Origin of the sequence: Acetobacterium sp. (assembly GCF_039830195.1) — a bacterium.
Taxonomy (GTDB): Bacteria; Bacillota; Clostridia; order Eubacteriales; family Eubacteriaceae; genus Acetobacterium.
Genome location: NZ_JBDODG010000028.1, coordinates 21,036 through 37,807 on the forward strand (window position 1 = coordinate 21,036; position 16,772 = coordinate 37,807).

Annotated in this window: 17 protein-coding genes; 16 read left to right on the forward strand and 1 reads right to left on the reverse strand. The window is 41.7% G+C overall.

Annotated features, from left to right (window positions below; all coding sequences use genetic code 11):
• Positions 1-90 precede the first annotated feature (90 nt).
• From rlmN to ABGU93_RS08450, 5 genes are all read left to right on the forward strand, one after another.
• A complete protein-coding gene (gene rlmN, locus ABGU93_RS08430; RefSeq protein WP_347413028.1) occupies positions 91-1,122 on the forward strand; it encodes a 23S rRNA (adenine(2503)-C(2))-methyltransferase RlmN in 1,032 nt (343 codons plus the stop codon).
• Positions 1,119-1,865, forward strand: a complete 747-nt coding sequence (locus ABGU93_RS08435) for a Stp1/IreP family PP2C-type Ser/Thr phosphatase (RefSeq protein WP_347413029.1) — start codon at positions 1,119-1,121, stop codon at positions 1,863-1,865. Before rlmN ends, ABGU93_RS08435 begins: the two co-directional genes overlap by 4 nt.
• Positions 1,855-3,774 (forward strand): Stk1 family PASTA domain-containing Ser/Thr kinase, encoded by a 1,920-nt coding sequence (pknB, locus tag ABGU93_RS08440; protein ID WP_347413030.1) that lies wholly within the window; start codon positions 1,855-1,857, stop codon positions 3,772-3,774. The genes ABGU93_RS08435 and pknB overlap by 11 nt, the downstream gene beginning before the upstream one ends.
• Positions 3,775-3,963: 189 nt before the next feature.
• Positions 3,964-4,854, forward strand: a complete 891-nt coding sequence (rsgA, locus tag ABGU93_RS08445; RefSeq protein WP_347413031.1) for a ribosome small subunit-dependent GTPase A — start codon at positions 3,964-3,966, stop codon at positions 4,852-4,854.
• A complete protein-coding gene (locus ABGU93_RS08450) occupies positions 4,851-5,486 on the forward strand; it encodes a thiamine diphosphokinase (RefSeq protein WP_347413032.1) in 636 nt (211 codons plus the stop codon). The genes rsgA and ABGU93_RS08450 overlap by 4 nt, the downstream gene beginning before the upstream one ends.
• 170 nt (positions 5,487-5,656) lie before the next feature.
• Here the strand turns inward: ABGU93_RS08450 and rpmB are convergent, their stop codons facing one another.
• Complete coding sequence (rpmB, locus tag ABGU93_RS08455; RefSeq protein ID WP_084505041.1) at positions 5,657-5,845, reverse strand: 50S ribosomal protein L28; 189 nt, start codon at positions 5,843-5,845, stop codon at positions 5,657-5,659.
• A 138-nt stretch (positions 5,846-5,983) separates the two neighbouring features.
• On the opposite strand from rpmB, the gene ABGU93_RS08460 reads away from it, so the two are divergent.
• From ABGU93_RS08460 to nuoE, 11 genes are all read left to right on the forward strand, one after another.
• Positions 5,984-6,328 (forward strand): Asp23/Gls24 family envelope stress response protein, encoded by a 345-nt coding sequence (locus tag ABGU93_RS08460; protein ID WP_347413033.1) that lies wholly within the window; start codon positions 5,984-5,986, stop codon positions 6,326-6,328.
• Between the two features lie 12 nt (positions 6,329-6,340).
• Positions 6,341-7,954: a DAK2 domain-containing protein gene (locus tag ABGU93_RS08465; protein WP_347413034.1), complete on the forward strand. Its 1,614-nt coding sequence runs from the start codon at positions 6,341-6,343 to the stop codon at positions 7,952-7,954.
• 44 nt (positions 7,955-7,998) lie between these two features.
• Positions 7,999-10,038 carry an ATP-dependent DNA helicase RecG gene (recG, locus tag ABGU93_RS08470; protein WP_347413035.1) on the forward strand — a complete coding sequence of 680 codons (2,040 nt, stop codon included), beginning with the start codon at positions 7,999-8,001 and terminating at the stop codon, positions 10,036-10,038.
• A gap of 8 nt (positions 10,039-10,046) precedes the next feature.
• Positions 10,047-10,643 (forward strand): 16S rRNA (guanine(966)-N(2))-methyltransferase RsmD, encoded by a 597-nt coding sequence (rsmD, locus tag ABGU93_RS08475; protein ID WP_347413036.1) that lies wholly within the window; start codon positions 10,047-10,049, stop codon positions 10,641-10,643.
• Complete coding sequence (gene coaD / locus ABGU93_RS08480; protein WP_347413037.1) at positions 10,612-11,103, forward strand: pantetheine-phosphate adenylyltransferase; 492 nt, start codon at positions 10,612-10,614, stop codon at positions 11,101-11,103. The genes rsmD and coaD overlap by 32 nt, the downstream gene beginning before the upstream one ends.
• Positions 11,100-11,546, forward strand: coding sequence for a hypothetical protein (locus ABGU93_RS08485; protein WP_347413038.1), 447 nt, complete (start codon positions 11,100-11,102; stop codon positions 11,544-11,546). The genes coaD and ABGU93_RS08485 overlap by 4 nt, the downstream gene beginning before the upstream one ends.
• A 72-nt stretch (positions 11,547-11,618) precedes the next feature.
• Positions 11,619-12,458, forward strand: a complete 840-nt coding sequence (locus tag ABGU93_RS08490; protein ID WP_347413039.1) for a S1-like domain-containing RNA-binding protein — start codon at positions 11,619-11,621, stop codon at positions 12,456-12,458.
• Positions 12,448-13,623, forward strand: a complete 1,176-nt coding sequence (locus ABGU93_RS08495) for a DUF362 domain-containing protein (protein ID WP_347413040.1) — start codon at positions 12,448-12,450, stop codon at positions 13,621-13,623. Before ABGU93_RS08490 ends, ABGU93_RS08495 begins: the two co-directional genes overlap by 11 nt.
• Positions 13,624-13,731: 108 nt before the next feature.
• On the forward strand, positions 13,732-15,378 hold the full coding sequence (ilvB, locus tag ABGU93_RS08500) for a biosynthetic-type acetolactate synthase large subunit (RefSeq protein WP_347413041.1): 1,647 nt from the start codon (positions 13,732-13,734) through the stop codon (positions 15,376-15,378).
• An 11-nt stretch (positions 15,379-15,389) separates the two neighbouring features.
• On the forward strand, positions 15,390-15,887 hold the full coding sequence (gene ilvN, locus ABGU93_RS08505) for an acetolactate synthase small subunit (RefSeq protein ID WP_026395737.1): 498 nt from the start codon (positions 15,390-15,392) through the stop codon (positions 15,885-15,887).
• Between the two features lie 210 nt (positions 15,888-16,097).
• Positions 16,098-16,682, forward strand: coding sequence for an NADH-quinone oxidoreductase subunit NuoE (gene nuoE, locus ABGU93_RS08510; protein ID WP_347413042.1), 585 nt, complete (start codon positions 16,098-16,100; stop codon positions 16,680-16,682).
• Positions 16,683-16,772: the final 90 nt, after the last annotated feature.

Genomic DNA, 16,772 nt, shown 5'->3' on the forward strand with positions numbered 1-16,772 from the left:
GAATTCGATCAATTATTTTGATATAATAGAGCAATCTATGTAAAGCATCCCGTTTAGTGTAATGCTTCTCTGATAGTATAGGAGTAAAACATGAAGGAAAATATTTTTGGCAAAGACATCAATGAATGTGAGGTACTCATGGCAGACCTTGGTGAGGCCAGGTATCGTGGGAAACAGTTATATCAATGGCTGTACGAGAAAAGATGTGAAAAATTCAGTGAGATGACCAATTTCTCTAGTGGTCTGAGAGAAAAATTGTCTGATGAATATAAGTTATTTCATGGAAGAATTGAAACCAAACAAGAAGATCATCATGATGGGACTAAAAAATATTTAATTGAGCTGAAAGATGGTCAATACATTGAAGCTGTGTTAATGCACTACGAACATGGCGCTTCGTTGTGTGTGTCAACACAGGTTGGATGTAATATGGGGTGTAAGTTTTGCGCCTCAACCCGTGGTGGAAAAATCAGAGATTTAAGCGCCGGAGAAATATTGACTCAAATATATTTAGCGGAAAAAGAAGAAAATCTGCGAATCTCAAATGTTGTGATTATGGGGATTGGTGAACCACTAGAGAATTATGATGAAGTGATCAAATTCATTCGTATCGCCAATACGGGCTTTGGAATCGGACAGCGAAAAATCAGTCTTTCCACCTGTGGAATCATCCCGGGAATCGAAGCATTAGCTGAAGAAAGTCTGCAGATTAACCTTGCCATATCGCTTCATTCTGTTTTCTCAGAACGCAGAAAAATGTTAATGCCGATCGCAAACCGCTATGATTTGGAGTCGTTGATGGATGCCTGTAGAGCTTATTTTAAAAAGACGGGAAGACGAATTACCTATGAATATGCGCTAATCGACGGTTATAATGATCGTGACGAAGATATAGCCGGATTGATCAAACTTTTAAAGGGAAGTCAAAACCATTTGAATCTCATTGGCTTGAATGAGGTCCAGGAAACTCCTTATAAAGAGAGCCCCCGCTTGAGTTATTTTCTGGGAGAGCTGGAAAAAAACGGGATAAATGTTACGATGAGACGCAAAATGGGAAGAGAAATTGACGCGGCATGTGGTCAGCTTCGAAAAAAAAGATATGAGGATAAGGTGAGTTTATGAAATGTGCCTATGGATCCAACGTTGGATCACTGAGAAAGGTAAATCAAGACGCCTACTTGGCAGCAACCATAAAAAACGTTGATCGTATTTCTTATGTTTTTGCAGTGGCTGACGGACTGGGAGGACATCGCAGTGGCGAAATAGCTAGTAAAACAGCGGTGGATTTTATCAAAAATAATTTATCAGGGATTCGAAATTATTTTGATCCTGAAGAGATGATGTCATTTGTAAAATCTATTAATTTAGAACTTAAAAAAATTGGTGATGATGAACCCGCACGATTGGGCATGGCGACCACCCTGACCATGTGTATCGTTGACGGGAATTATTTATGTATTTGTCATGTCGGCGACAGCCGTACTTATAGTATTACCGCTGATGAAATCATCCGCTTGACAAAAGACCACTCACTTGTTCAGATTTTGGTGGATGAAGGAAAAATAACCCAGGAAGAAGCAGAGATACATCCGCAAAAAAATGTGATAACCCGGGCGCTGGGTACTGATAATTCAGTAAATGTAGATTTTTATCGCTATGAGATCAATCCGGAAGCAATCTATCTAATCTGTTCGGATGGCCTTTTTAATATGGTTTGCGATCAGGATATGAAGACCATTATTATGGAAAATAGTCTGGAAGATGCAGCAAAAAAACTCATCGATCTGGCAAACATAAACGGAGGCAAGGACAATATAACTGTTGTGCTATTCAAGCCTCTGGAAGGAGTGCCAAATGCTCAGTAGAACATTGGGAAAACGTTATGAAATTGTAGAGCTGATTGGACGAGGCGGGATGGCCTATGTTTATAAAGCTCGGGATTTAAAACTGAATCGTTATGTGGCGGTAAAAGTGCTACGTGAAGAATATACTGAAAATGAACAGTTTATTAAAAAATTTGATCGGGAATCCCAGGCGGTTGCCTGTTTATCACATCCTAATATTGTCGGCGTTTATGACGTTGGCGTCCAGGATAATATCTATTACATCATCATGGAATATGTTGATGGGATAACGCTAAAACAGTATTTAATGCGAAAAGGGCGTTTGGATTATACCGAAGCGACCCGGTTTGTAATGGATATCTCCAATGCATTGCGTTGTGCCCACGAAAATAAAATTATTCATCGGGACATTAAACCCCATAATATTCTGTTAACCCGGGATTTGGTCCCCAAAGTGGCAGATTTTGGAATCGCCCGGGCGATTACCAGCTCGACTGTTACCATGACCAATCAGACCATGGGTTCGGTTCACTATATTTCACCGGAACAGGCTAAGGGGGGATTTGTGGATGAACGTTCAGATCTTTATTCGCTGGGGATTTTATATTATGAGTTATTAACCGGAAAGCTTCCCTTTGATGAAGAAAACACGGTTACGATCGCCATCAAACACATCCAGGAAGAGATTGTTCCACCCAAATTACTGGAACCCAAAATACCGGAACGGGTTAATCAGATTGTGGTTAAACTGACTCAGAAAAAACCGGACGAGCGCTATCAGAATACTGATGAACTGACGGAAGACCTTGAAGCTGTATTGGAAAACCTGAGTTTTGCTACTGGTGATGGAAATCACCTGGGTAATGATACCCACATTATTCGTGAAGGCCTTTTTCATGTTGAAAATACCGGCAGTCACGCAACGGTTCGTCCTGATGAAGAAGAGGATGATGACGAATATTATTATGAAACTCCGAAAGAAACAGCTGCTAGAAAAAAGAAACGCAAGATCATTCTTATTTCGGTCTTTGCCGCTGTGGCCATCCTGGCGATGGGCGTTATGGCGTTTGCATTCTTTTCAGGAAAGACGGTGGAAGTGCCTGATATAAAAGGTAAAACAACGGCGGAAGCAAAAACCACCCTGGAAAAACTGGATCTGGTTCTGGAAATTGAAAAAGAAGTTTATAATGCTGATGTTGAAGCGGGACAGATCATTACGCAAAACCCGGAAAGTGGAAAAGAACTTCAAGGTGGCAAAACTGTCAAAGTAACAGTCAGCAAAGGTGTTAAAACCGGAACCGTTCCCTCGGTCATCGGATTAAGTGAAACTGAAGCTATCAAAGCTATTGAAACCGCAAATTTTGTGGTTGGTGAGATCAAGAGAGAGTATAACAGCAACTATAACGCAGATATTGTCTTTCAAATGAATCCCAACGGTAATACAACGGCCAATGAGGGGACTAAGGTTACCATTTACGTCAGTAAGGGTGAAGATCTGGTCGCTGTACCAAGTGTTGTTGGTCAGACTGAAGCTGATGCCAAAAGCACGATCACAAATGCCGGATTGACAGTGGGAGGGATAACCTATGAGACCAGTTCTGACTACTCAAAAGGAATGGTCATGAAACAGTCCCCTACCGACGGCAATCAGGTTACTAAAGGTGCAGAAGTGGCAATTGTGGTCAGCAGTGGAAAAGTGTCAACTCAGAAATTAACCATTGATTTAAGCGAATATATTGACAAAAATCCATCAAAATCAGTCAAGGTGAAGGTTGTTTTAACCGCAGCTGATAAAACTGAGACGGTGATTTATGAGGGCACCAATATGTCAGACGATATATTTTCAGTTAACGTCGAAGGCGTTGGCCGAGAAACATATGAAGTGTTTATTGATGGATCAAGCGTTGGAACTGGTTACATTGATTTTTGAGTATAAATACTGGTTGATTAATTATTCGGAATGATATTTACGGGTTTATATAACAATTAAGCATTCGATTCGTACATTTCCATGAAAGGTTCGACTGGAACAATGTTTCAATTGATTATAGAAGCCCGTATTTAATTTCGAGGGTATTATCGTATCGGAAACTAAAAATTTGAACAAGGAGGTTTAATATTGATATCAAACGAACAAGTTTCGGGAAAAATTATCAAGGGGATTGGTGGGTTTTATTATGTAAAGACAGACCGGGGCAATGATGCACTGGAGTGTAAGGCAAGGGGTGTATTAAGACACCAGAAAATTATTCCCACTGTCGGTGATGAAGTGATGATTCAATCGGATAATCCTGGAGAATGGATGATCGAGTCGATACTGCCCCGAAAAAATATCTTTATAAGACCGCCGGTGGCCAATGTTGACATTGGTCTTATTGTTTTTTCAATGATAAATCCGAAACCAAATTTATTGCTACTGGATATGCTTTTAATCAGCTCCGAAATTCAAAATGTTGAACCGATTGTGTGTTTTACCAAGCGCGATTTAACGAGCACCGATGAGGAAAATGCGATTAAAGAGATCTACGAAAAAACCCCATATAAGCTGTTTTTTTTCAGCAAGCAAGATACTGACACGATGGATAAGATTATCGCGGAAATAGGCGGTAAAACGGCTTTTATGGCAGGTCCGTCGGGGGTTGGCAAATCGACCATGGCAAACTATTTATGTGCGGATCAAACCATGGAGACAGGCATTCTGAGTCAGAAATTAAAAAGAGGGAAACATACGACCCGACATGTAGAATTACTGGAAACCAAAAATGGTGGTTATTTACTGGATACCCCTGGCTTTTCATCGTATCAGATTTCAGAAATGATAAAACCGGAAGAATTGCGAGAGTATTTCCCAGAATTTTCCCGCGGAGAGTGCCGCTTTAAAAGTTGTCTTCATAAGGAAGAACCAGGTTGCGCCGTAAAAAGATCAGTTGCAGCCGGAGAAATCAGTACCGTTCGTTACGAACACTATTTAAGCCTGCTGGATGAAATAAAAAAGGATCAGTATCGATGAAGGTGGTTATTTTTACAAATGGTGAGTACAAGAATAAAGCATTCTATCAAGAGTATTTGGAGGAAGTTAATGCAGACTATCTGGTCTGTGCTGATGGCGGAGCAAATCACGCCAGAGATCTTAATCTCAAACCAGATATTATAATAGGCGATATGGATTCAATTACCGCTGAAACCATGACGTTTTTTGAGTCTATAGAATTTGAAACTTATCCATCGAAAAAAGATCAAACAGATACTGAACTGGCGATCACCCATGCCATAAAAATCGGGGCTGATAAAGTGATCATTCTTGGGGGCCTGGGTTCCCGGATGGACCATAGTCTTGGTAACATCTATTTGTTGAAACGGTTTCTGGATGCAGGCATAGAAGCTGAAATGGTTAATGAAAACAATCACATACGACTAATTGGCAAAACGACAGAGTTTAATTTCCCGATAGGTACGATTATTTCTTTATTGCCGATTGGCGGAGAAGTGGAGGGGTTGACGATTACAGGATTTGAGTATCCGATTACTGAAGGACAAATGACTATCGACAAGCCTTATGGTATCAGCAATGTAACAAACGAAAACACACAGTGTATCACTTTTAAAAAGGGGATGTTGCTGATGGTTATTCCGGAAGATTGAAGAGAAATTAGAAGAATGGATCAAAAGCAAAAGACCAGAGGGGCTGATTTTATAGAATGGTGCCTGACAGCTGCCAAACGAGTAGCATACCCGCCTGGCATTTTGTCGTGACACAAGAAAAAAGAGTCTGATTAAAGACTCTTCAACTATGGTTCCGCAGATAAAAGAGACTAAGCTCTTTCGACTTTACCGGATCTCAAACAACGTGTACAAACACTAATTCGTTGTGGTGTACCTTCAATTACAACTTTAACTCTTTGTAAATTGGGTTTCCAAACTCGTTTATTGTGTTTATTTGAATGACTAACCTGGTTGCCACTAACAACGGTTTTTTTACATACAAAACATTCTTTAGCCATGACATAACCTCCCTTACGCTTACCTTTTATAAAACAAGGTGTATTATATCATGAAAATAAAAAATAAAGCAATAGAAATTTTGACTTAACTGGAATTATTATGTAAAATAGAGAAATAAAAATAAAAGGAGCAATTCGATGAAAGTAAATAATGAGTTAGGATATATTGATATTACCCGAAAAGCAATTGCAGATATTGCCGGAAACGCAGCTATGGATTGCTATGGCCTGGTGGGAATGGCTCATAAACGGGGAAAAGACGGTCTGATCGAGATTCTTTCAGGTGATCAGGCCAATAAGGGTGTGGGTGTGATTATCGAAGACGATCGATTAGTGATTGATCTTTATGTCATTGTAGAATATGCGATAAAAATTTCAGTTGTTGCTGAAAATATCATATCCAATGTAAAATACCGGGTGGAAAAAGAAACATCATTAAAAGTGAAGCGCATCAGTGTGAATGTAGTCAGCGTGCGTGTATAAATGGAGGACAGAATGAAAACCCAGACAATTGACGGTGAAATGCTCATAAAAATGTTTCGTTATGGGGCGAAAAATCTAGAAATCAACAAACGAATTGTGGACGAACTCAATGTTTTTCCAGTACCGGATGGTGACACCGGGACGAATATGTCGCTTACCTTTAGTCATTCAGTTTCAGAATTTGATAAGATTGAAAAACTGAATGTTTACAGTGTGGCTAAATCGGCATCATCAGGCGCTTTGATTGGGGCCCGGGGGAATTCAGGCGTAATTCTTTCGCAATTGCTGAGAGGGTTTGCTGAAGGCTGTAAAGCCCAGGAAGATCTGGATATCCCGTCTTTGGCAGGTGCTTTAAAGTTGGCATCGGACGTGGCTTATAAAGCGGTGATGAAACCCACCGAAGGGACTATTCTTACCGTAGCCCGGGAAATGGGCGAGTTTGCCATGGCGAAATACAACAATTATGACAGCTTGGAGAGCTTCATTGCGGATGTCATTCATCACGGCAAGGTCACATTGGAAAAGACCCCGGAGATGCTGCCGGTATTAAAAGAAGCTGGCGTGGTTGATGCTGGTGGACAGGGCCTTATTTGTATTGTCGAAGGTGCTCAAAAGGCGCTTTTAAATGAAGAATTAGGGGTGGAACTGGAGATTAAACCAAGTAATTTGGACAAGTTTGTTGATGACTCCCATATGACACCGGAAGATATTACCTTTGGCTATTGTACTGAGTTTATTATTCAGGAAGCCGCAGAAGTGGATGAAGCTGAATTGAGAGCGTATCTGGACACCCTTGGAGACAGCGTTGTTGTTGTCAAAGATGATGCCATCGTTAAGGTCCATCTGCACACCGATAATCCTGGTCTGGCATTGGAACGGGCCGGCAGTCTCGGGAGTTTAATCCGCATCAAAATTGACAATATGCGGGAGCAATTTTCGTCCAAGGGCAGCAAACCGGATGAGGCTCTGATACCCTATGGTTTTATCGCTGTTTCTCCAGGAGATGGATTAACGAAACTGTTTAAAGATCTTGGGGTGACCCGGGTTATTTCGGGCGGTCAGACCATGAACCCCAGCACTCAGGATTTTTTGAATGAAGTGGACAAATTGAATGCGGAAACTATTTTTATTTTCCCCAACAACAGCAATATTATTATGGCGGCTAAACAAGCCAGTGAAATCTCCGATAAACAGGTTCACGTCATCGCTTCCAAAAATATTCCTCAATGTATTGCGGCGATGCTGGCATTTTCTCCGGAAACAGTGCCAGAAGAGAATGCATCAGCGATGTCGGAAGCCATTAATCATGTGGCAACCGGGGAAGTGACCTACGCTGTCAGAGACACTAAAATCAATGGCTTGAAAATTAAGAAATCTAATGTCATTGGTATTACTGGCGGAGAAATCAAGTTTACCGGAAAAAATATTAAAGATGTTACCGAAGAACTGCTGAGCGATATGGTAAATGAAGATAGCGAACTGATCTCTGTTTATTACGGACAAGATGTCACCGAAGAAGATGCCAATACCCTGGCTGAGGAGCTGGCCGATAGTTTTGATGAATGTGATGTGGAAATGCATTATGGCGGACAGCCCCTTTATTATTACATTGTATCAGTGGAGTAGCGTTAAATATAGATTTATTCACAAGATATAGATGAGGAAAAACCATGAAATGGGAAGATTCACTGGAAAAAATAAAAGGGGTTGGACCCAAGCGGCGGGAAGCGCTGGCGAAAGCCGGGATTATAACAGTAGGTAATCTATTGTCTCATTATCCAAGAAAATACATTGATCGCAGCGTTTTTGGAAAACCAGAGCAATATTCCGAGGATCAGGAAATTTCCCTAAAAGCCACAGTTTTAGATAAAGGCCGGCTCAATCGGGTTCGTGGAAATCTTTCGATTTTTACGGTGCCCCTGCTTTGGGAAGAAAAAAAAATGTCAGCGGTCTTTTTCAATCAACCCTATTTAAAAGGGACCTTCCAGGAGAATCAGGATTATTATTTTTTTGGCAAGGTAAAAAAAGCCTATGGGGGAACAAAGATCACCAATCCACAATTTGTGATCGCCAGTAATCCAGGCAATTTTTTTGAGCTGACACCAGTGTACCGAAATGTTCCGGGAATCCCCGGCAGTATCATCCCAAAAACCTTGAGTCAGATTTTTGCGGGTGAGCTGGAGGTTCAGGATTCGATGCCGGAAGAGATCCGCATATCTGAAAAATTACTTGACATGAAAAGTGCCTTAAAAGTTATTCATTTTCCCCAAAAAGCAGAAGATGTCATTCAGGGGATTGAAAGACTCAAATTTAATGAAGCCCTGAAAATAAACATGGGAATCATGTCCGGGGCTCGGGAAAAAAGGTACTCGGATATTGAAATTAATCTGTTTGCGGGGGTCAAACCCTTTATTGACAGCTTGCCCTATGATCTGACCGCCAGCCAGCGATCGGTGATTGACGACATGATTGACGATTTAAAAAGCGGCCAAGTCATGAATCGGTTAGTTCAGGGTGATGTTGGTTCCGGAAAAACAGTTATTGCGGTGATCGCAGCCTGTCTAATGGCGCAAAATGGCTATCAGACAGCTTATATGGCCCCCACCGAGATATTGGCTCAGCAACATGGCCGCAGCTTTAATGAGCTGTTAAAAAATACCGGCATTGCCGTGGAAGTGGTGACCGGAAGTCTGAGAGCGAAAGAAAAGCGTGAGATTCTTGAGCGGGTTGCGCAGGGTCAGGTGTCGGTGATCATCGGCACCCATGCCCTGATTCAGCAGTCGGTGGATTACTATAATCTGGGGCTGGTGATCACCGATGAACAACATCGTTTTGGAGTTAAGCAGCGGAGTCAGTTATCATCAAAGGGGAACCAACCCCACACCATGGTTATGAGTGCCACACCGATTCCCCGAACACTGGCGTTGATCCTCTATGGGGATTTGTCGGTTTCCTATATCGATGAACTGCCCAAAGGCCGAAAACCGATTAAAACCTACTGTTATAATGAAGCATCACTGTATAAAATACTGGGATTTGTCCAGGGGGAAATGTCAAAAGGTCGGCAGACCTTTGTGATTTGCCCATTTATAGAAGCTTCTGAAGAACTGGAAGAGGTTCGCGATACGGAATCGGTGTATTTGGAACTGCTAAAGAAAATTAATCCTAAATATCGGATGGCGTGCCTCCACGGACGACTGAAAAGCGAAGCTAAAGAATCAATCATCCAGGCATTCAACCAGGGTGAGATTGATTGTCTGGTGGCAACCAGTATTATTGAGGTTGGTATCGACGTGCCTAATGTCAGCACGATGGTGATTCTCAGCGCCGAACGATTTGGACTTTCCCAGCTCCATCAGCTGCGCGGTCGAGTAGGACGGGGAAATCATCAATCATATTGTTTTCTAGTTACCAATTCTAAAAGTGAGGATACCCTGGCCCGGATGAAGGTAATTGTGAACAATCGTAACGGACGAAAGATAGCTGATGAAGATTTTAAATTACGGGGGCCAGGCGATTATTTTGGTTTTAAACAGCATGGCTTGCCAAAACTCGGCTTACTCAATCCCAGTGAAGAACTAGCTTTGATTAAACGAACCAAAGAGATTGCCGAGGTCATTTTTGAATCCCAAAATCAGGAGATGATGTCCTTTCGGAACGAGGTACTGAAATCATTTTATATCGATATCGAAGATATATCATTTAATTAGGAGGAAAAATGAGAATAATTGCCGGCGAAAAGCGTGGTAAAAAATTAGTGACCATAACAGGCGACAGGATCCGGCCAACTGCTGACAAAATTAAAGGGGCAATTTTCAACAGCCTCCAGAATGAAGTAAGAGCGGCAGCGGTGTTTGTAGACTTATTTTCGGGAACGGGCGCCATGGGCCTGGAAGCACTGAGCCGGGGTGTGGAGCTGGGATATTTTTTTGATCTTTCCAGGGAGAGTATTCAAACGACCAAAAAAAATATCAGTCTGCTGGGGTATGAAAACCGCGTTCGGGTCTTTAACCAGTCGGCCCGCAGCGGGGTAGAAATGCTGGCACAAAATAGGGTAAGGTGTGATATTATCTTTATGGATCCTCCATATTGTGAGGTCGATGAGATTTATCAATTATTAGAAATGATCTCAGAAAAAGAAATTCTTTCTGAAAATGGAAAATTAGTGATAGAAACAGAAAAATCTGTTATAATGCCATTAGTAAAAAATAAATTAACGTGTTACAAGTCAAAAAAATACGGTATCACGACAATTAGTTATTATTCTAGGGAGAATTATGAGCTTGAAAATTGCAGTTTACCCCGGGAGTTTTGATCCCATTACAAAAGGTCATCTTGACATGATTGAAAGAGCAACAAAAATATTTGATAAGGTGATAGTTTGTGTGATGGTTAACAGCAGCAAAAATTATCTTTTTACCTGTGAGGAACGTGTGGAGTTGATTAAGGATGTTCTTTCTGGAATCGAAAACGTTGAGGTTGATTTCTACGACGGACTCCTGATCGATTATGTCAGAATGAGAAATACCAATATCATTGTCAAGGGGCTTCGGGCTTTTTTGGATTTTGAATATGAGTTTCAAATGGCATTAACCAATAAGCATCTTGATAATGAGATTGAAACATTTTTTATGATTACGAGCAATAAGCACTCTTATTTAAGCTCGACCTTAGTAAAAGAACTTGTTAAATATCAGGGAGACGTATCCGATTTTCTCCCAAAGAACGTTGAAAAAGCGATACAAAAGAAGTATGAGGAAGGATGTATGAAATGAGGGTACTTGACTTATTGGCAGAATTAGAAGAAGTCGTGGAAAAAGGAAACACGCTTCCCTTTTCATCTAAAGCGTTAGTAAATCCTGAAGAAGTGATAGAGATTATAGATGAAATTAGAGATTCACTGCCGGAAGAACTGGCAGAAGCAAAAAAAATCGTTGCAGAACGGAAGAAAATCATTTTTGCCGCCCAAAGTGAAGCTGACCACATTAAAGCAGAGGCGGAAAAACGGCTGAGAGAATTAATTGACACGAACGAAATCACAAAAACAGCCACTGCCAATGCAAATGAGATTATGCGCAACGCAAACGTGAGCGCGAAGGCTTTAAAAACAGGAACGCAAAACTATGCTGACAAGCTGCTATATAGTTTTCAGATACAGTTAAAAGAAATGAATGATCAAATTGAACAGAATCGACGCGAAATAAAAAACATGAAATAATTGGTAAACCAAGGGTTGTGTGATGAACACGGCCTTTTTTATGCTTAGCTACTAAAATAAAAGAGGTAAAAAATGATGGAAATAGGAAAAGTACAAACACTGACAATCGAACGGATTACACCCATTGGCGCATATTTATCGGATGGATTTGATACAACTGACGTGGTATTGTTACCAGAGAAAGAAGTACCAAAGAATTCCCGGGCTGGAGATCAAATCGAAGTATTTATCTATCGTGATTCTAAGGACCGGCTGATATCGACGACCCGGGAACCGAAAATTCAAGTAGGCGAATTCGCAGCACTAAAGGTTGCAGATGTTACTAAGGTTGGGGCCTTTCTGGATTGGGGTCTGGAGAAAGATCTGTTATTGCCATACAATGAGCAAACCGTCAAGGTTCAAAAAGGCCGGGATTACCTGGTTAATCTGTACACTGACAAAAGTGATCGCTTATGCGCAACGATGAAGATCTATCCGCTGCTGAAAGTCGGTGCGCCTTACAAGTTGGGTGATTGGATTGAAGGATATGTTTATCAGATCAATCCGGAGATTGGTGCCTTCGTAGCTATTGATAATCTGTATCACGGATTGATTCTGATCAAAGATGCAAACTCAGACATTCATTGCGGGGAAAAAATCCATGCCCGGGTATCGGAAATCCGGAATGACGGCAAGTTAGTTTTGAGTCCCAATAAAAAAGCCTATAAAGAAATCCCCAAAGATGCTGTTGTTATTCTCACTAAATTAAACGAAAGTCAAGGTTTCTTACCGTATAATGATAAAACAGATGCGTTTGTAATAAAAAAAGAATTTGATATGAGTAAGAGTTCTTTTAAACGCGCTGTGGGTAAATTATTAAAAGAGAAAAAAATCAGAATAACGGAAAGAGGCATCGAGAAAAATGGAAAATAAAAAATCACGTGTTGTTATTATGGGTTGTGAATCCTATGATAATGAACTGGTTTATGAGAAATTGAAAGCGGCTGTCGAACTTCTCGGCGGGATCGAACAATTCGTAAATGAGCAAGAGAGAATTTTACTCAAACCCAATTTACTAAGAGGAAAAACTCCAGACGCAGGCATTACTACACATCCGGCAGTATTTGAAGCGATGATTCGACTGCTGCAAGAAGCAGATTGCAACCGCCTTTCCTATGGGGACTCGCCTGGTTTTGGCTCCCCCGCCGGAGCCGCCAAAGAAAGCGGTCTCGCTGCCATAGCAGCTAAGTATGAGATGCCCCTGCAAGAATTCAGTCATGGTCAGCCAATTGATTTTTTTCTGGGCATCGGAACCAAGAAATTTGAAATCGCTCAGGGTGTGTTAGAGAGTGATGCGATTATCAGTCTCTCAAAAATGAAAACCCATGGCCTGACCCGGATCACCGGAGCCATAAAAAACCAGTTTGGCTGCGTTTATGGCTTGAATAAGGGCATGTCCCATGCTCATTATCCGAATGTACAAAGCTTTTCAAAAATGTTAGTTGATTTAAACCGCTATCTCATCCCCAAACTGAGGTTATTTATTATGGATGGCATTGTTGCGATGGAGGGTAACGGTCCGGCATCGGGGAAACCTGTACCAATGAAGGTATTACTGGTATCGGATGACCCGGTTGCACTGGATGCGACCTTTGCCAGAATGATTAATCTGGATCCCGCCTTTGTCCCAACCATCACCTATGGTGAAGAAATGAAACTGGGTTACTGGACTGAAGAAAACATTGAAATTTTAGGAGAGCCCTTCGAAAAATTTTACAATCCGGATTTTGACGTAGTCCGGATTCCCGTGCGTGAAGGTGAACCGTCGACGCTTTCAGTAATAAAACCGATTCAGGATTTTATTATACAGAAACCGGTGGTTGATAAAGAAAAATGTATCGGCTGCGGGATCTGCGAACAGAGCTGCCCGGTTGAGAAAAAGGCCATCCGTATTGTTGAACGGAAACGGAGAAAGTACCCGTTGTATTTTTACAATCGCTGCATTCGCTGTTATTGCTGCCAGGAAATGTGTCCAGTCGGTGCAATCTCAGTTAAAACCCCGCTGCTGGGAAAATGGACAATATATAAAAATAATTAATTTAGCTTCACGGTGCTTGCCTACAAAAAACTCTTCTTCAAGAAGGAAAAAAGTCATTGACAAAATGCGTAAATTTTAATATGATAATCGGAAATACTTAAAAAGGGAGTGATTCCACTGTTAGCATCAAAATTAATTTTAAAATGTCTCGAGCGAGAAAATGTTGAGTTTGTGTTTGGTTATCCGGGAGGTGCCCTGTTGCCCCTCTATGAAGCATTTAGAACATCTCCGATTAAACATATTTTAGTGCGAAACGAGCAGACAGCACCGCATTATGCGAGTGGATATGCCAGAGAATCTGGGCGTGTTGGTGTATGTTTAGCAACATCCGGACCTGGAGCAACCAATCTGGTAACCGGTATTGCAACCGCTTACCTTGATTCAATTCCAATTGTTGCCATTACCGGCCAGGTGGATCGGGCACTTATCGGAACGGATGCCTTCCAGGAGGCAGATATCACCGGTGCAACCGCTCCCTTTACAAAACATAGTTATTTGGTTCAAAATGCGGCGGATATCCCCAGAATCATTAGAGAAGCCTTCCATATTGCTTCTACTGGCCGTCCGGGACCAGTTTTGATCGATATTCCCAGAGATGTTCAACTGGAAAATGTCAAAACCGGGCTGACCTATGACAAGGTTGACATTATGGGTTATAAACCAAACTTGAATGGTCATAGCGGACAGATCAAGCGGGCTATCAAAAAGATAAAAGAAGCGGTAAAACCGGTTGTTTATGCCGGCGGCGGCGTTGTGCTTGGAAATGCGCGAAAGGAATTACTTGCCTTTGCGGAAAAAAACAATATTCCGGTAATTACTTCATTAATGGGGATTGGTGCCTTTCCCGAAGATCACCCTTTATATTGCGGTATCGTCGGCAGTCATGGCTATAAATATTCTAATGTGGTGATGAATGGAGCCGATTTAATTATTAATATTGGCGCCCGGATGTCCAATCGGGCTACATCCCATTTAACAAAATTCGAAAAAGATACTGATTTTGTCCATATTGATATCGACCCGGCTGAAATTGGAAAAAACATGGAAACGAGTATCCCAATTGTTGGGGATGCCAAAACTGTTTTATCTGAGCTGATCCAAAAGGATACCATCGCGGATCATGCTGACTGGCTGGCTAAAATTGAAGCCATTCGCGTCGAGAACCCACTGGTTTATGATGCCGATCCTCCCTGTAGTGATCTGATCAACCCAAAAGTTTTATTCAAAGATATGTCCGAGATGACTGCTGATAATGCCACTGTTGTCGGTGACGTTGGTTTGAATCAGATCTGGTCGGCATTATATTACCGGATTATTAAAAGTCGAAGATATTATACTTCCGGCGGGTTGGGGACCATGGGTTACAGTATTCCGGCAGCCTGCGGCGCAGCTTTTGCAACCTTGGATAAACCCAAGGAGATTTTCATCGTCTGCGGCGATGGCAGTTTCCAGATGAGTATGGGAGAGCTGGGAGTGATTGCTGAGCATCAGCTGAATGTCAACATTATACTGATTACCAATACCAAGTTGGGAATGGTACGACAGTTGCAGTTTGATAACTATGGAAAAGGACATTACAGCGGAACAGATATTAATTTCGATATTGATTTTATGAAACTTGCCGAAGCCTATGGCATAAAAAGTTATAAAGTTGACAAAAACGCTGACTTTAACAAGGTGCTCCCGGAAGCAATTAAACACCAGGGCCCGACCTTGATTCAATGCCAGGTTCATCCTGATTTCATAAGGATTTAGGGAGAGTGATTATGGAGAAAAAAACTTGTTTATCATTATTGGTAGAAAATAATTTTGGTGTATTGAGCCGCATTTCAGGTCTCTTTGCGAGACGCGGTTATAATATTGACAGCCTGACAGTAGGGACCACCGAGAATGCCGAGCTTTCGCGGATTACCATCACTGTAACCGGAGACGATCAAATCTTGACCCAAATAAAGAAACAATTAAATAAACTCATTGATGTGATTACGGTTATTGAGCTGAAACCAGATGATTCCATTATTCGAGAGTTGGTTTTTATCAAGGTAAAGGCAGACGATACAACCCGGTCTCAGATTGTTGAGATTGCAAATATGTTTCGGGCCAATATAGTCGATGTATCGAGAGAAAGTCTGGTCATCGAAATTACTGGTACCCGCTATAAAATTGAAGGCTTCTTTGAAATGGTTGAACCCTATGGTATACTAGAATTTGTCCGATCGGGAGATACTGGTTTACAACGGGGTGGGAGAATTCTATCCCATTAATAATTTTCAAACAATTAAGAACAATATATTGGACGAACCGCTGGAATGGATTTCAGCGGTTCGTAACCGTTACGGTGCTTTTAATTTTTCGTTTTTTTACTTAAATTATGAACAAATATACAATTTTTTCTATACCAAAAAGTGTATAATTATGGAGACTATAAATTTTAGAAATAATAAAACAGCCAAAATTGAAAGGAGTTTTAACATATGAGTCATGAAACCCACAAACATCACCATGAGCATGTCCACGACTGTGGCTGCGGCTGTCAGGGAAACCAAACCAATCCCTTTGAGGAACTGAAACCGGTACTGGACCACTACGCCGACATTCCCGGAAGTCTGATCACGATCCTTCAGAAAGCCCAGGAGCTCTACGGTTTTTTATCGGTTGAGCTGATGCGCCATATTGCCCTGGAAACCCACACCAGCATTGCCAAGGTTTACGGAGTTGCCACCTTCTATACCCAGTTCCGCTTTGAACCGGTGGGGAAATATCTGATCATGCTGTGCCAGGGTACCGCCTGTCACGTCAACGGCTCCAAACTGGTGGAAGAAGCCGTGATGGACTACCTAGAGATCAAAGAAGGCGAAACCACTGTCGATGGTCTGTTCACCCTGAACAACGTCGCCTGTCTGGGCTGCTGCAGCTTATCCCCGGTGATGATGATCAACGACGATACCTATGGACAGTTGACCAAAGACAAGGTGACAAATATTCTGGCCGAGCTGAAAGAAGCCGCCAGCACTGAAGCTAACGTTGCGGATGCGATCGCACAGGAGGTAACCGCATGAAAATTATAATCGGATCAGGCAGCTGTGGCATCGCTGCCGGCGCCCATAAGGTACAGACTGCCTTTGAAGCCATCATCGCTGAAAAAGGTC

What these genes read in the sequence shown, in the direction of transcription:
- ABGU93_RS08460 (WP_347413033.1), top strand. Translation starts at nt 5,984, where the DNA reads ATGAAAGTAAATAATGAGTTAGGATATATTGATATTACCCGAAAAGCA.
- ABGU93_RS08435 (WP_347413029.1), top strand. Translation starts at nt 1,119, where the DNA reads ATGAAATGTGCCTATGGATCCAACGTTGGATCACTGAGAAAGGTAAAT.
- rlmN (WP_347413028.1), top strand. Translation starts at nt 91, where the DNA reads ATGAAGGAAAATATTTTTGGCAAAGACATCAATGAATGTGAGGTACTC.
- rsmD (WP_347413036.1), top strand. Translation starts at nt 10,047, where the DNA reads ATGAGAATAATTGCCGGCGAAAAGCGTGGTAAAAAATTAGTGACCATA.
- ABGU93_RS08465 (WP_347413034.1), top strand. Translation starts at nt 6,341, where the DNA reads ATGAAAACCCAGACAATTGACGGTGAAATGCTCATAAAAATGTTTCGT.
- ilvN (WP_026395737.1), top strand. Translation starts at nt 15,390, where the DNA reads ATGGAGAAAAAAACTTGTTTATCATTATTGGTAGAAAATAATTTTGGT.
- ABGU93_RS08485 (WP_347413038.1), top strand. Translation starts at nt 11,100, where the DNA reads ATGAGGGTACTTGACTTATTGGCAGAATTAGAAGAAGTCGTGGAAAAA.
- ABGU93_RS08450 (WP_347413032.1), top strand. Translation starts at nt 4,851, where the DNA reads ATGAAGGTGGTTATTTTTACAAATGGTGAGTACAAGAATAAAGCATTC.
- nuoE (WP_347413042.1), top strand. Translation starts at nt 16,098, where the DNA reads ATGAGTCATGAAACCCACAAACATCACCATGAGCATGTCCACGACTGT.
- pknB (WP_347413030.1), top strand. Translation starts at nt 1,855, where the DNA reads ATGCTCAGTAGAACATTGGGAAAACGTTATGAAATTGTAGAGCTGATT.
- ABGU93_RS08495 (WP_347413040.1), top strand. Translation starts at nt 12,448, where the DNA reads ATGGAAAATAAAAAATCACGTGTTGTTATTATGGGTTGTGAATCCTAT.
- ABGU93_RS08490 (WP_347413039.1), top strand. Translation starts at nt 11,619, where the DNA reads ATGATGGAAATAGGAAAAGTACAAACACTGACAATCGAACGGATTACA.
- rpmB (WP_084505041.1), bottom strand. Translation starts at nt 5,845, where the DNA reads ATGGCTAAAGAATGTTTTGTATGTAAAAAAACCGTTGTTAGTGGCAAC.
- recG (WP_347413035.1), top strand. Translation starts at nt 7,999, where the DNA reads ATGAAATGGGAAGATTCACTGGAAAAAATAAAAGGGGTTGGACCCAAG.